Here is a 12,367-nt window from a genome sequence, read left to right on the forward strand (position 1 = left end):
GCCAGACTCCCGCGGCGTGCCCGGAAACCTGCCGCCGGAGCCGGCGGGATTCGTCGGCCGGGAGCGCGAACTGACGGATTTACGGGAGCTGTTGGAGCTGAGCCGACTGGTCACCCTGACCGGGGTGGGCGGTGTCGGCAAGTCCCGGCTCGCCCTCCGTGTCGCCTCCACCGGCCGGCCCCGCCGCGACGGGGCCTGGTGGGTCGAGCTGTCACCGCTGCGCGATCCCGCACTGCTCACCACCACCGTGGCGCACGCCGTCGGGCTCGCGGACCACTCCGCACGCCCCCTCGACGAGGAACTGTGCGCGTGGATGGCGGACAAGGAACTGCTCCTGGTCCTGGACACCTGTGAGCACCTGATTCCCGCGTGCCGCCACCTCGTCGGTGAACTCCTGCAGTCGGCGCCCGGCCTGACGGTCCTCGTCACCTCGCGCGAACCGCTGGGCAGCCCGCGCGAGATGGTCTTCGAGGTGCGCCCGCTGCCGTACGAGGAACCGGACAGCGACGCCGTCGCCCTATTCCGCGCCCGCGCCGTCGCCGCGCTGCCCGAGGCCGCCGACGCGTTCCGGGATCCCGAACGGGCACTGCTGGCCGCCGAGGTGTGCCGCCGGCTCGACGGGATCCCGCTCGCCCTGGAACTGGCCGGCGCCCGGATGCGGCGGTGGACGCTGGAGCAGATGGTGCGACGGCTGGACGCGCGGTTCGAGGTCCTGGCCGACACCCGGGCGCTGCTGCCGCGCCACCAGACCCTGCGGACCGCGATCGGCTGGAGCCACGAGCTGTGCGAGCCGGTGGAGCGGTTGCTGTGGGCCCGGCTGTCGGTCTTCACCGGGGACTTCGACGTGGCCGCCGCCCGGACGGTCTGCGCCGGCGGCCCGCTGCCCGCGGCCCGGGTGGAGCGGGTACTGGCCGCACTGGTGGCGAAGTCCGTGGTCCGGCGGACCGACGAGCGCGGTGCGGGGACCCGCTACCGGATGCTGGACACGATCCGGGAGTACGGGCACGACTGGCTGTCCGAGCTCGGGGAGGTGCGCACGCTCGCGGACCGGCACGCCCACTGGTACGCGGCGCTGTGCCGGGCGGCGGAACGCGGCTGGATGGGGCCGGGGCAGGTCGACTGGTACCGCCGCACGACCGCCGAACACGCCCAGCTGCGGACCGCCCTGGAGCACCTGCTGCGCACCGATCCGGCGGCGGCGCAGGAGATGGCCGGGGCGCTGTGGTTCTTCTGGTTCGCCTGCGGCCACGTCCACGAGGGCCGCGGCTTCCTGGAACGGGCGCTCGCGGCCGGCCCGCGCTCCGGGCCTGCGTACGCCCAGGCGGTGTGGGCGCTCGGGCTGACCGCCCTGGTCCAGGGTGACATGGAGGCTGCCGCGGCACTCGGCCGCCGCTCGGCCCGCGAAGCGGCCCGGCTCGGCGACCCGGAACCGGAGCTGCGCGCCGCCTACCTGCGCGCCGTCTCGGTCCTGATGCCGGGCGACCCGGTCGGGGCGCTCGCGCTGGCGGGCCCCCGGGCGCGGGCGGCCCACGGCGGCCGGCCGGACGGGACGGGCCGGCTGCTGTGCCGGTTGGCCTCCGGCTACGCGCTGTGCGACGAGCGGCGGTTCGAGGAGGCGGCCGAGGAGGCGCGGGGGCTGCGCGAGGCGTGTGCGGAGCTGGGTGAGCGCTGGCTGCGGGCCTACGCCGACTACATCCTGGCCGTCGCGGCGCTGGGCGTCGGCAACCACGGGGAGGCGGCCCGCCACGTCCGGGCCATGCTGTCCGGCAAACGGCTGCTGGGCGACCGCTTCGGCATCGCGCTCGGCCTGGACCTGCTCGCGGCGGCCGTGGCGGGGCTGGGCGACGGCGAACTGGCGGCGCGCCTGCTCGGGACCGGGCACGCGTGGTGGCGCACGGTGGGGCGCCCGCAGATGGGCTCCCCGTCCCTGACGGCCCTGCGGGACGAGGGCGAGCGGCAGGCCCGCGCGGCGATCGGCGACGCGGCGTACGAGAGCGCCTTCCGGGGCGGCGCGGCAGCGGCCACCGCCTGAGCGCGCGCCCGCCGCCGGCCCCGGCTCCCGGGCCGGCGGCGGGCGGGCTGCCGTCAGTACGGGAGGGGCCTGCCCGACGGGGTGCGCAGGTCCAGGTCTCGGGGGGCGGGCTTGGGGACGGGCTTGCGGATCAGCTGCTGGCGCATGCTGCCTCCTGGCTCAGACCAGGGCCGGTCGGCGGGGTTCCACCGTGCGGCCGTCGGGGAGCAGCTCCCCGGTGTCGTCGAACACCACCAGACCGTTGCAGAGCAGGCTCCATCCCTGTTCCGGGTGGAAGGCCACGGTGCGGGCAGCGTCGTGATCGGCGCTGTCGGCGGACGGGCAGGGGGGCTGGTGGGAGCACATGGCGCACCTCCTCGCAGTGTGGGGCGGGAGGGCCGGTGGTCACCCGGTCGAATCCGCGATCCACGGTGGCGGTGAGTATTACTGATCGCCGCCCCCGGACGGAACCCATATTGACGGTCGAGTTCAGGGTGTGTATGCCCGATTACCATGCGCTCATGCCCCCGATCCGGATCGTTCACCGCACCTCCCTCCCGGCGGCCGAGGCCTGGCTGAGGCTCACGGACTGGCCGCGCCACGGGGCGCAGGTCCCGCTCACCCGGACGACCGTCGAGACGGCGCCGCCCACGCGTACCGGAACGCGTTTCACGGCGCGTACGGGAGTGGGGAGGGTCACCTTCGACGACCCGATGGAAGTCACCGTCTGGCGGCCCCCGACGGCGTCTTCGGCGGGGCTGGTGCGGCTGGTCAAGCGCGGGCGCGTCGTCCTGGGCTGGGCGGAGATCGAGGTCCGGCCGCTGGAGCCGGCCGGCGCGGAGGTCGAGTGGCGCGAGGAGCTGCGGGTACGGGGGCTCGGGCGGCCCTTCGACCCGGTCGTGGCGGCGGCCGGCCGGCTCCTGTTCGGCCGCGCGCTCATCCGGTTGCTGCGTTCCTGACAAGTCGGGCTAGGGTGCCGTGATCACCGCGCCCGGTGATCACGTCACGTCTCCCGAGGGACCGCCATGGCCACTCCGCCACCCCCGCAGCAGGGCGCCGCCCCGCAGAACCCGTACAGCACGCCGCCGCAGCAGGGCGCGGCCCCGCAGCACAACCCGTACGCGACGGCGCAGCAGCCGCCGGGGGCTCCGTACGGCTACGCCTACCCGGCCCACCCGCAGCAGCCCCAGTACGCCGGGTACGCCTGCCGCGTCTGCGGAGCCCAGCCGGCCGCGCCCGGCACCGTGCGCGGCCACCAGGGGATGGTGCTGATGATGCGGTTCCTGAGCACGCACGGCCCCTTCTGCCGTGACTGCGGCACCTCCGTCGTGCGCGAGATGTCGTCGAAGACCCTGTGGCAGGGCTGGTGGGGCCCGGCGTCCCTGTTCATCACGCCGCTCACGGTGCTGGTCAACCTGGTGCCGCGCGCGGCGTTCCGCAAACTCGCCCCGCCGGTGGGCGGCTTCCGGCCGCCGCTCGACCCGGGCAAGCCGCTCTGGCAGCGGCCCCCGGCGCTGATCATCGCGACGCCGATGGCCCTGATCGCCCTGGCGATCGTCGCGCTGATCGTGATCGGCGCCGTGACGAGCTGAACGCCGACCGCCCCCGTACCCCATGAGGGGGGACGGGGGCGGCCGGACCGCACTAACGGATCGGCATCTGCGAGATCGTGCGGGCGATCACCAGGCGCTGGATCTCGCTCGTGCCCTCGAAGATGGTGTAAATCGCACTGTCGCGGTGCATGCGCTCCACCGGGTACTCCCGGGTGAAACCGTTGCCGCCGAGGATCTGGACCGCCTGGGCCGTCACCTTCTTGGCGACCTCGCTCGCGAAGAGCTTGGACATCGAGCCTTCCGCCGAGGTGAACGGCTTGCCCGCGACCGCCATCCAGGAAGCGCGCCACACCAGCAGCCGGGCCGCGTCGATCTGCGTCCGCATGTCGGCGAGCTGGAAGGCGACGCCCTGGTTGTCGATGATCGGACGGCCGAACTGGGTACGGGTCCTGGCGTAGTCCAGCGCGACCTCGTAGGCGGCGCGCGCCGTACCGACGGCCATCGCGCCCACCGCCGGGCGGGACGCCTCGAAGGTGGCCATCGCCGCGTTCTTCAGCCGCTCGCCGCCGCCCGCGCGGGCCCGCTCGCGGGCGCGCGCGAGGCGCTCGTCCAGCTTGTCCTTGCCGCCGAGCAGGCAGGAGCCGGGGACCCGGCAGTCCTCCAGCACCACCTCGGCGGTGTGCGAGGCACGGATGCCGTGCTTCTTGAACTTCTGCCCCTGGGCCAGGCCGTGGGTGTTCGGCGGCACGATGAAGGAGGCGTGGCCCTTCGTCCCGAGTTCGGGGTCGACCACGGCGACGACGATGTGGACGTTGGCGATGCCGCCGTTGGTCGCCCAGGTCTTGGTGCCGTTCAGCACCCACTCGTCCTTGGCCTCGTCGTAGACGGCGCGGGTACGCATGGCCCCCACGTCGGAGCCGGCGTCGGGCTCGGAGGAGCAGAAGGCGGCGACCTTGACGTCGGTCGCGTCGCCGTACATCTGCGGGATCCAGGTGCCGATCTGCTCCTCGGTGCCGTTGGCGAGGACGCCGATGGCCGCGAGGCCGGTGCCGACGATCGACAGGGCGATGCCGGCGTCACCCCAGAAGAGTTCCTCCATCGCCATCGGGATGCCGAGGCCGGTCGGGTCGAAGAACTGCTGGGCGTAGAAGTCGAGGGAGTAGATGCCGACCTTGGCCGCCTCCTGGATGACGGGCCACGGAGTCTCTTCGCGTTCGTCCCATTCGGCGGCCGCGGGCCGGATCACATCGGCGGCGAACCCGTGGATCCAGTCACGCACCTGCTTCTGGTCGTCGTTGAGCTCCATGGTGAACTCCGCCATGTCCCCTCCAGCTGTCTCGCGTGCACGCCGTCACCGGCAGGCCGTTACCTGCGGTAACCAGGCACGGCGCCCCAGTCTGTTACCGACGAGTAAGCACTGTCAAGCGAGGCACGGACCGGCCAGGGACCGCCGTCGATTCGATCGACAGGGTGTGCGGGGTGTTACGTTGCGTGGGCGTCACGCACATCGCAAGGGCGGGGAGAGAAACACGTCATGGAGACCACGCATCAGGCCGGGGAACCGGGAGCCGCCGAGCGCCGGCGGCGGGAACTGCTCGAAGCGGCCGACCGCGTCGTACTCAGGGACGGGCCCAGGGCCTCGATGAACGCCATCGCCGCGGAGGCGGGCATCACCAAGCCCATCCTCTACCGCCACTTCGGCGACAAGGCCGGCCTCTACCAGGCGCTCGCCGTCCGGCACACCGACGCCCTGCTGGACTCGCTGCGGGCCGCGCTGGACGCGCCGGCCGAGCGCCGCAGCCGGGTGGAGTCCACGCTCGACACCTACCTCGCGGCCATCGAGGCGCGGCCGCAGGTGTACCGGTTCCTGATGCACCCGGCGGAGGACTCGCACTCCGCCGAACGCGGCTTCGACGTGGGCCTGCACTCGGCCCCGCTGCTGCGCCGGCTCGGCGAGGAACTGGCCCAGGTCATCGGCGAACGCGTCGACCTCGGCCCGGGCAGCGAACGCCTGGCCCGGGTATGGGGACACGGCATCGTCGGCATGATGCACGCGGCGGGCGACTGGTGGCTCGGGGAACGACCCTGCGAGCGCGCCGAGTTGGTGGCGGCGCTCACCGACCTCCTGTGGGGGCGCCTGGCCACGGCCGGCAACCGCGTGGGCGGGCCCGGCTTCTGAGCGCCGCCCGGCTCCCGTCAGGCCTGTGGGCCCGGTTCCGCGACGAGTGCCCGCGCACCCCACGCCGTCCTGCCGATCGCCCGGCGCAGCCGGCGGGCCCGCAGCCCGGTGACCCGGTCCGCGTAGACCGTGCCCTCCAGGTGGTCGCACTCGTGCTGGAGGCAGCGGGCGAAGAACCCCGTCCCCGAGATCCGGACCGGCGCGCCGCCGGAGGTGACCCCCTCGACCACCGCGTGGTCGAAGCGGACCGTCCCGGCCTCCAGGCCGGGCAGCGACAGACACCCCTCCGGGCCGCGGAAGGCGTCACCGTCCGCGGTCACCAGGCGGGGGTTGACGACGTGTCCGACGTGCCGGACGTCCTCGTCGTCGGGGCAGTCGTAGACGAACACCCGCTGCCCGACCCCGATCTGGTTGGCGGCGAGGCCGACGCCCTGGGCCGCGTACATCGTCGCGAACATGTCCTCGATGAGCCGGTCGAGGGCGGGACCGAACTCGGTGACCTCCGCGCACGGCGAGTGGAGCACCGGATCGCCCAGCAGGCTCATGGTGCGGACGAGTCCGGTGGTACCGGGGAGGGTGCGCTGTCGCATGGCCGTAAGCGTACGACGGGCGAAGATATGAGCAGATCCGCGCCGCCCCTGGGGCGCCGCGGTCAAGGCCCCGGCAGGTACTGGATAGGCTGGGGCCGACCGACGCTAGGAGGACAAGGGACGATGGCAGGCAACACGGAGCCGCTTTCGCCGCGGGCCAAGCTGGCCGTGACGGCGGGCAAGGCCGCGGCGGCGGTGTCGCGGGCCGCGGGACGCGGAAGCGGATCGGTGATCGGCGGCAAGGTCGCACTCAGGCTGGACCCCGATCTTCTCGGCGCGCTGGCGCAGCATCTCGATGTCGTCCTCGTCTCCGCGACGAACGGCAAGACCACGACCACCCGGCTGATCGCGGAGGCCCTGCGGGCCAGCGGTCCGGTGGTCTCCAACGCCCTCGGCGCGAACATGCCGGCCGGCATCACCTCCGCGCTGGCGGGCGGCTCGGACGCCAAGTACGGCGTCATCGAGGTCGACGAGAAGTACCTCGCCGGAGTGGCCAGGGACGTCACCCCCAAGGTGATCGCCCTGCTCAACCTCTCCCGCGACCAGCTGGACCGCGCCGCCGAGACCCGCATGCTCGCCGAGAAGTGGCGCGAGGGGCTCCAGGGCTCCAAGGCCGTCATCGTGGCCAACTGCGACGACCCCCTGATCGTGTGGTCCGCGTCCTCCTCGCAGAACGTGGTGTGGGTCGCGGCCGGCCAGGAGTGGAAGGACGACGCCTGGTCGTGCCCCTCCTGCGGTGGCGTCATGCAGCGCCCGGGAGACGACTGGTTCTGCGGCGAGTGCGGCTTCCGCCGCCCCACCCCCAGCTGGGTGCTCTCCGGCGACCACGTACTGGACCCGCACGGCAGCGCCTGGCCGATCCACCTCCAGCTGCCCGGCCGCGCCAACAAGGCCAACGCCGCGACCTCGGCGGCCGTGGCCGCCGTGTTCGGCGTCCCGCCGCAGGTCGCGCTGGAGCGGATGTACCAGGTCCAGGCCGTCGCCGGCCGCTACGACGTGGTCTCCTTCCAGGGCCGGGAGCTGCGGCTGCTGCTCGCCAAGAACCCGGCGGGCTGGCTCGAAACGTTTTCGCTGATCGACCCGCCGCCCACGCCGGTGATCCTGTCCGTCAACGCGCGCGGCGCCGACGGCACGGACACCTCCTGGCTGTGGGACGTGGACTACCCGCGCCTGGCCGGGCACCCGATCTTCGTGATCGGCGACCGCAAGCTGGACCTCGCGGTCCGGCTGGAGGTCGCGGGCCTGGACTTCCGGGTCTGCGAGAGTCTCGACGAGGCCGTGCAGCTGGCCCCGCCCGGGCAGATCGAGCTGATCGCGAACTACACCGCCTTCCAGGACGTGCGCCGCCGCGTCGGCAACTAGTACCCGTACCCTCTAAGGACACAAGAGCATGAGCGACAACAGCCTGCGTCTGGTGTGGGTCTACCCCGACCTGCTCAGCACGTACGGAGACCAGGGCAACGCCCTCGTGGTGGAGCGCCGGGCGCGCCAGCGCGGCCTGGACGTGCAGCGCGTGGACGTGCGCAGCGACCAGCCCATCCCGACCTCGGGTGACATCTACCTGATCGGCGGCGGCGAGGACCGGCCACAGCGCCTGGCGGCGGAGCGCCTGCTGCGCGACGGCGGCCTGGAGCGGGCCGTCTCGAACGGGGCGATCGTCTTCTCGGTCTGCGCCGGTTACCAGATCCTCGGCAACGAGTTCGTCAACGACATGGGCGAGCGCCAGCAGGGCCTGGGCCTGCTGGACGTGGTCACCGTGCGCGGCGAGGGCGAGCGGTGCGTCGGCGACGTGCTCGCCGACATCGACCCGCGGCTGAACCTGCCCCCGCTGACGGGCTTCGAGAACCACCAGGGCGTGACCCACCTCGGCCCGACGGCCAAGCCCTTCGCCCGCACCCGGCTGGGCCGCGGCAACGGCACCGGCGACGGCACCGAAGGCGCGTACAACGACACCGTGTTCGGCACCTACATGCACGGTCCCGTGATGGCCCGCAACCCGCAGATCGCGGACCTGCTGCTGAAGCTGGCCCTCGATGTGAACGCGCTGCCGGGCCTGGACGACCGCTGGTACGAGGCGCTGCGCGACGAGCGCATCGCGGCCGCCACACAGCCCGCGTAACGTCCGCGTCACGCACCGTTCGGCCCGGATTCCCCCGGTGGATCCGGGCCGACGTGCGTTCGCACCACGGATGTGACCAGCATGTGGAGGATGGTGCAGTCCAGTGGGGATCCGCTTGTAGGCTGGCTGTCAGTACCAACCGGACGACGTGGTCCGGTCGTCGGCCCACGTTGCAAAGGTTCTTCCTGCCATGCGCATTGGTGTGCTCACTTCCGGAGGCGACTGCCCCGGCCTCAATGCCGTCATCCGCTCCGTCGTGCACCGCGCCGTCGTCGACCACGGGGACGAGGTGATCGGCTTCCACGACGGCTGGCGAGGCCTGCTGGAGTGCGATTACCGCAAGCTCGACCTGGACGCCGTCAGCGGCATCCTGGCCCGTGGCGGCACCATCCTCGGCTCCTCCCGGGTCCAGCCCGCGCACCTGCGCGACGGCGTGGAGCGGGCCCGCGGTCACCTCGCCGACCTCGGTCTGGACGCCATCATCCCGATCGGCGGAGAGGGCACGCTGAAGGCGGCGAACCTGCTGTCCCAGGGCGGCCTGCCCATCGTCGGGGTCCCCAAGACCATCGACAACGACATCGCCTCGACCGACGTGACCTTCGGTTTCGACACCGCCGTCGGGGTCGCCACCGAGGCCCTGGACCGGCTCAAGACCACCGCCGAATCGCACCAGCGCGTGATGGTCGTCGAGGTCATGGGCCGGCACACCGGCTGGATCGCGCTCCACTCGGGCATGGCTGCGGGCGCGCACGCCATCGTCGTGCCGGAGCGCCCCTTCGACATCGACGAGCTGACCGCGATCGTCGGCGAGCGGTTCTCGGCCGGCAAGCGGTTCGCCATCGTCGTCGTCGCCGAGGGTGCCAAGCCCGCCGCGGGCAGCTCGATGGCACTGGAGGCGGGCGGCACCGACATGTACGGCCACGAGCGGTTCGCCGGCATCGGCAACCGGCTCGCCGTCGAGCTCGAGGACCGCCTCGGCAAGGAAGCCCGCCCGGTGATCCTCGGTCACGTGCAGCGCGGCGGCACGCCGACCGCGTACGACCGCGTCCTGGCCACCCGCTTCGGCTGGCACGCGGTGGAGGCCGCGCACCGCGGCGAGTTCGGGATGCTGACCGCGCTGCGCGGCACCGACATCGTGATGGTGCCGCTCGCCGACGCCGTGCGGACCCTCAAGACGGTCCCGGCCGAGCGCTACGCCGAGGCGGAGACCGTTCTGTGATGTTTCCCCCCTTCTGACTGCCGCCCCCGGACGCTTCGACGTCCGGGGGCGGCACTACTGTGGTGGAGCGCCACAGTCAAGGGAGTGAAGAGATGGATCACAGCGGTCACGGCATGGACATGAATATGGACATGGACATGGACCTGCCGCCGTTCACTCTCGGGCGCGGGCTGGAGTTCTCCTTCGACGCCTTCTTCCTGATCGGCTCGGTGCTGGGGCTCGCCCTGTACGTGTGGGGCGTGGCGCGGCTGCGGCGGCGCGGGGACGCGTGGCCGGTGGGGCGGACCGTCTCCTTCACCGCCGGTGTGCTGACCGTGGCCCTGATGATGTGCACCAAGCTGAACGACTACGGCATGGTCATGTTCAGCGTGCACATGGTGCAGCACATGGTGATCAGCATGCTCTCCCCGATCCTGTTGCTGCTCGGCGCTCCGGTCACGCTGACCCTGCGGGCGCTTCCGCCGGCCGCGCGGGGCGACAAGGGGCCGCGCGAGGTGTTGCTGATGCTGCTGCACAGCCGCTACCTCAAGGTGATCACCCACCCGGCCTTCACGATTCCCCTGTTCATCGCCAGCCTCTACGGCCTCTACTTCACCCCGCTGTTCGACACCCTGATGCAGAGCCGGGCCGGGCACATCGGGATGATGGTCCACTTCCTGGCCGTCGGTCTGATCTTCTTCTGGCCGATCATGGGCGTGGACCCGGGCCCGCACCGCCCCGGATACGTGATGCGGATGCTGGAGCTGTTCGCCGGCATGCCGTTCCACGCCTTCTTCGGCATCGCGCTGATGATGGCGAGCGAGCCGATGATCAAGACGTACCGGAACCCCCCGGCCTCCCTGGGCGTCGACGCGCTCCTCGACCAGCAGTGGGGCGGCGGCATCGCCTGGGCGTTCAGCGAGATCCCCTCGGTGCTGGTGCTGATCGCGCTCGTCTACCAGTGGTACCGCTCGGAGCAGCGGGCCGCGAAGCGCTCGGACCGGGCGGCGGAGCGCAACGGCGACCAGGAGCTGGAGGCGTACAACTCGTACCTGGCCTCGCTCCAGGGGCGTGGCCGGTAGCGCGGCGGCCCCTCCCCGCGCCACCATGGGGCATGAGCGGATCCGTTAAGGCGATGGCCGTGATGACCTTCGGCTCTCTGGTGGCCGTCGCCGCTTACTCCGTGGCGCTCGGCAGCAACGGCTGGCTGTGGTTCGTGTGGGTGGTGCTCGGGCTGCTGACCGCCGGAATGGCCGCCGCCCGCGGTACGTGAGCCTGCCGCCTCGCCCCGTCGGCCCGCCTGCGGGCGAGCCGACCCGTGCTGCCCTCGTGCGCCGCCCGGCGGCCCGCTCGCCGCTTTGGCCGATTCCCGACCGTACTCGAGTGAACTCCGGGCGACGCCGTCCGTTCTATCTGGCAACGGAAGTCCGTGCGACACCCCCCACCCGCCCGGAGGAGCCCATGTCCAACGGCGTTGCGCGCATCGGGAAACCCGCGAACGGCACCGGCGGCACCGACGCCGGAGAAGACGAACAGGCATGCAAGGCCTACGCCGAGATACTCCAGGAGGTGCGCATCGCCCAGACGGCGGTGCAGTTCCTCCTCGGTTTCCTGATGGCCGTGGCGGTCACACCGCGGTTCGCGAACCTCGCGGCGGCCGACCGGACGGTGTACGTCACCGCGCTGATCCTGGCCTTCGGATCGGTCGGCCTGCTGACCGCACCCGCACCCCTGCACCGGCTGGTGTGCGACTCCATGGACAAGGACCGGCTGGTGCGCATCGCGGGCCGGCTCGCCCTGTGGGGAGTCCTGCTGCTGATGCTGGCGATGTCCTCGGCCGTCCTGCTGGTATTGAGCCTGGTGATGAGCCTGTCGCGGGCCGGACTGCTGTCGTCGGTCGTCATGCTCTGGCTGATCGGGTTCTGGTTCGCCATGCCCATCTGGCACCGGGTGCGCCACACTGACCTGTCCACCAGGTGAAGGGAGACGGCCGGTGTTCTACCACCTGCTCAAGCACGTGCTGCTCGGCCCGCTGCTGCGGCTGCTGTTCCGGCCGCGGATCGAGGGCCTGGAGAACATCCCGCCGGAGGGCGCGGCGATCGTCGCCGGCAATCACCTGTCGTTCTCCGACCACTTCCTGATGCCGGCGATCCTCAAACGCAGGATCACCTTCCTGGCGAAGGCCGAGTACTTCACCGGCCCCGGGATCAAAGGGCGGCTGACGGCGGCCTTCTTCCGCAGCGCCGGCCAGATCCCGGTGGACCGCTCCGGCAAGGACGCCGGACAGGCCGCGCTGCGCGAGGGGCTCGGGGTCCTGGCCAAGGGAGAGTTGCTCGGCATCTACCCGGAGGGCACCCGCTCGCACGACGGCCGGCTCTACAAGGGCAAGGTCGGGGTGGCGGCGATGGCGCTCGGCGCCGGCGTCCCCGTCGTGCCGTGCGCGATGGTCGGCACCTTCGAGATCCAGCCGCCCGGGCAGAAGCTCCCGAAGATCCGGCGGGTCACGATCCGTTTCGGCCGGCCGCTGGAGTTCTCCCGCTACGCGGGCCTGGAGGGCGAGCGGGCGATCCTGCGGGCCGTCACCGACGAGATCATGTACGCGGTCCTGGAGCTGTCCGGCCAGGAGTACGTCGACCGGTACGCGGCCGAGGTGAAGGCGGAGGAGGAGCAGGCGCGGAAGAAGGCCCGGCGCAGGACGCGCTGAGCCTTCTCCCTGT

The 12,367-nt window shown here is 72.1% G+C and carries 14 protein-coding genes; 11 read left to right on the top strand and 3 right to left on the bottom strand.

Going from position 1 to position 12,367, the window contains the following annotated elements; translation table 11 throughout:
• The first annotated feature begins 16 nt into the window (after nucleotides 1-16).
• On the top strand, nucleotides 17-2,032 hold the full coding sequence (locus tag ACZ4M3_RS20550) for an ATP-binding protein (protein ID WP_467734559.1): 2,016 nt from the start codon (nucleotides 17-19) through the stop codon (nucleotides 2,030-2,032).
• A gap of 159 nt (nucleotides 2,033-2,191) precedes the next feature.
• Here ACZ4M3_RS20550 and ACZ4M3_RS20555 read toward each other — a convergent pair whose 3' ends face one another.
• Entirely contained in the window at nucleotides 2,192-2,377 is a 186-nt protein-coding gene (locus ACZ4M3_RS20555; protein ID WP_136211506.1) for a DUF5999 family protein, read from the bottom strand.
• Between the two features lie 155 nt (nucleotides 2,378-2,532).
• On the opposite strand from ACZ4M3_RS20555, the gene ACZ4M3_RS20560 reads away from it, so the two are divergent.
• Both ACZ4M3_RS20560 and ACZ4M3_RS20565 read left to right on the top strand, forming a co-directional pair.
• Nucleotides 2,533-2,970 (top strand): SRPBCC family protein, encoded by a 438-nt coding sequence (locus ACZ4M3_RS20560; protein ID WP_467734561.1) that lies wholly within the window; start codon nucleotides 2,533-2,535, stop codon nucleotides 2,968-2,970.
• 66 nt (nucleotides 2,971-3,036) lie between these two features.
• Nucleotides 3,037-3,603 (top strand): hypothetical protein, encoded by a 567-nt coding sequence (locus ACZ4M3_RS20565; RefSeq protein ID WP_467734563.1) that lies wholly within the window; start codon nucleotides 3,037-3,039, stop codon nucleotides 3,601-3,603.
• 52 nt (nucleotides 3,604-3,655) lie between these two features.
• On the opposite strand, the gene ACZ4M3_RS20570 is transcribed toward ACZ4M3_RS20565, so the two are convergent.
• The gene (locus ACZ4M3_RS20570) at nucleotides 3,656-4,885 is read right to left on the bottom strand and encodes an acyl-CoA dehydrogenase family protein (protein WP_467734564.1); all 1,230 of its coding nucleotides are present in this window, start codon (nucleotides 4,883-4,885) and stop codon (nucleotides 3,656-3,658) included.
• 213 nt (nucleotides 4,886-5,098) lie between these two features.
• On the opposite strand from ACZ4M3_RS20570, the gene ACZ4M3_RS20575 reads away from it, so the two are divergent.
• Entirely contained in the window at nucleotides 5,099-5,743 is a 645-nt protein-coding gene (locus ACZ4M3_RS20575; protein ID WP_467734566.1) for a TetR/AcrR family transcriptional regulator, read from the top strand.
• A 17-nt stretch (nucleotides 5,744-5,760) separates the two neighbouring features.
• Here ACZ4M3_RS20575 and def read toward each other — a convergent pair whose 3' ends face one another.
• The gene (gene def, locus ACZ4M3_RS20580) at nucleotides 5,761-6,333 is read right to left on the bottom strand and encodes a peptide deformylase (protein WP_467734568.1); all 573 of its coding nucleotides are present in this window, start codon (nucleotides 6,331-6,333) and stop codon (nucleotides 5,761-5,763) included.
• Nucleotides 6,334-6,456: 123 nt separating this feature from the next.
• Here def and ACZ4M3_RS20585 point away from each other — a divergent pair, with 123 nt between their 5' ends.
• From ACZ4M3_RS20585 to ACZ4M3_RS20615, 7 genes are all read left to right on the top strand, one after another.
• Entirely contained in the window at nucleotides 6,457-7,695 is a 1,239-nt protein-coding gene (locus ACZ4M3_RS20585) for a MurT ligase domain-containing protein (RefSeq protein ID WP_467734570.1), read from the top strand.
• Nucleotides 7,696-7,723: 28 nt separating this feature from the next.
• A complete protein-coding gene (locus tag ACZ4M3_RS20590; RefSeq protein WP_361137584.1) occupies nucleotides 7,724-8,452 on the top strand; it encodes a type 1 glutamine amidotransferase in 729 nt (242 codons plus the stop codon).
• Nucleotides 8,453-8,642: 190 nt separating this feature from the next.
• Nucleotides 8,643-9,671, top strand: coding sequence for a 6-phosphofructokinase (locus ACZ4M3_RS20595; protein ID WP_467734572.1), 1,029 nt, complete (start codon nucleotides 8,643-8,645; stop codon nucleotides 9,669-9,671).
• A gap of 92 nt (nucleotides 9,672-9,763) precedes the next feature.
• Complete coding sequence (locus ACZ4M3_RS20600) at nucleotides 9,764-10,732, top strand: cytochrome c oxidase assembly protein (protein ID WP_467734574.1); 969 nt, start codon at nucleotides 9,764-9,766, stop codon at nucleotides 10,730-10,732.
• A 32-nt stretch (nucleotides 10,733-10,764) separates the two neighbouring features.
• Nucleotides 10,765-10,923 (top strand): hypothetical protein, encoded by a 159-nt coding sequence (locus tag ACZ4M3_RS20605; protein ID WP_467734576.1) that lies wholly within the window; start codon nucleotides 10,765-10,767, stop codon nucleotides 10,921-10,923.
• A 188-nt stretch (nucleotides 10,924-11,111) separates the two neighbouring features.
• Nucleotides 11,112-11,630, top strand: a complete 519-nt coding sequence (locus tag ACZ4M3_RS20610) for a DUF6328 family protein (protein ID WP_467734578.1) — start codon at nucleotides 11,112-11,114, stop codon at nucleotides 11,628-11,630.
• A 13-nt stretch (nucleotides 11,631-11,643) separates the two neighbouring features.
• On the top strand, nucleotides 11,644-12,354 hold the full coding sequence (locus tag ACZ4M3_RS20615; RefSeq protein WP_467734580.1) for a lysophospholipid acyltransferase family protein: 711 nt from the start codon (nucleotides 11,644-11,646) through the stop codon (nucleotides 12,352-12,354).
• The last annotated feature ends 13 nt before the right edge of the window (nucleotides 12,355-12,367 follow it).

It is taken from the genome of Streptomyces sp. NPDC026522 (genome assembly GCF_055567555.1).

Excerpts from the sequence above, each read along its gene's own strand:
- ACZ4M3_RS20565 (WP_467734563.1), top strand. The coding sequence starts at position 3,037 with ATGGCCACTCCGCCACCCCCGCAGCAGGGCGCCGCCCCGCAGAACCCG.
- ACZ4M3_RS20585 (WP_467734570.1), top strand. The coding sequence starts at position 6,457 with ATGGCAGGCAACACGGAGCCGCTTTCGCCGCGGGCCAAGCTGGCCGTG.
- ACZ4M3_RS20575 (WP_467734566.1), top strand. The coding sequence starts at position 5,099 with ATGGAGACCACGCATCAGGCCGGGGAACCGGGAGCCGCCGAGCGCCGG.
- ACZ4M3_RS20590 (WP_361137584.1), top strand. The coding sequence starts at position 7,724 with ATGAGCGACAACAGCCTGCGTCTGGTGTGGGTCTACCCCGACCTGCTC.
- ACZ4M3_RS20555 (WP_136211506.1), bottom strand. The coding sequence starts at position 2,377 with ATGTGCTCCCACCAGCCCCCCTGCCCGTCCGCCGACAGCGCCGATCAC.
- ACZ4M3_RS20570 (WP_467734564.1), bottom strand. The coding sequence starts at position 4,885 with ATGGCGGAGTTCACCATGGAGCTCAACGACGACCAGAAGCAGGTGCGT.
- ACZ4M3_RS20600 (WP_467734574.1), top strand. The coding sequence starts at position 9,764 with ATGGATCACAGCGGTCACGGCATGGACATGAATATGGACATGGACATG.
- ACZ4M3_RS20605 (WP_467734576.1), top strand. The coding sequence starts at position 10,765 with ATGAGCGGATCCGTTAAGGCGATGGCCGTGATGACCTTCGGCTCTCTG.
- ACZ4M3_RS20560 (WP_467734561.1), top strand. The coding sequence starts at position 2,533 with ATGCCCCCGATCCGGATCGTTCACCGCACCTCCCTCCCGGCGGCCGAG.
- ACZ4M3_RS20610 (WP_467734578.1), top strand. The coding sequence starts at position 11,112 with ATGTCCAACGGCGTTGCGCGCATCGGGAAACCCGCGAACGGCACCGGC.
- def (WP_467734568.1), bottom strand. The coding sequence starts at position 6,333 with ATGCGACAGCGCACCCTCCCCGGTACCACCGGACTCGTCCGCACCATG.
- ACZ4M3_RS20595 (WP_467734572.1), top strand. The coding sequence starts at position 8,643 with ATGCGCATTGGTGTGCTCACTTCCGGAGGCGACTGCCCCGGCCTCAAT.